Annotated in this window: 1 protein-coding gene; it reads left to right on the top strand. The window is 57.3% G+C overall.

The window, feature by feature from the left end:
* Nucleotides 1-314 (top strand): transposase (locus tag J3482_RS20395; protein WP_206923116.1); only part of this gene is annotated, 314 nt, incomplete at both ends.

Raw genomic sequence — 314 nt, 5'->3', positions numbered from 1 at the left:
TCATTGCCATTGGCGTGAGAGACACCGGTGAGCGTGAAGTGCTGGGATTTGACATTGGCACAAGCGAAGACGGCTCATTTTGGCTCACGTTCATCCGCAGCCTGGTCGCACGTGGGCTGCGTGGTGTGCAGTTGGCGATTAGCGATGCACATGAGGGACTTCGCAGTGCGATTGGAGCTGCGTTGACCGGAGCCTCGTGGCAGCGCTGCCGCGTTCACACAATGCGCAATATTCTTAGCCAGGTGCCCAGAGCGTCACAGGCGATGGTTTCATCCATTGTCCGAACGATCTTTGCTCAACCGACGCAGGAAGCT

The sequence above is a fragment of the Alicyclobacillus suci genome (assembly GCF_017329615.1).
GTDB classification, from domain to species: domain Bacteria; phylum Bacillota; class Bacilli; order Alicyclobacillales; family Alicyclobacillaceae; genus Alicyclobacillus; species Alicyclobacillus suci.
Note: the sequence above shows the minus strand (reverse complement) of the source record. Positions and strands in the feature narration are given on the sequence as shown.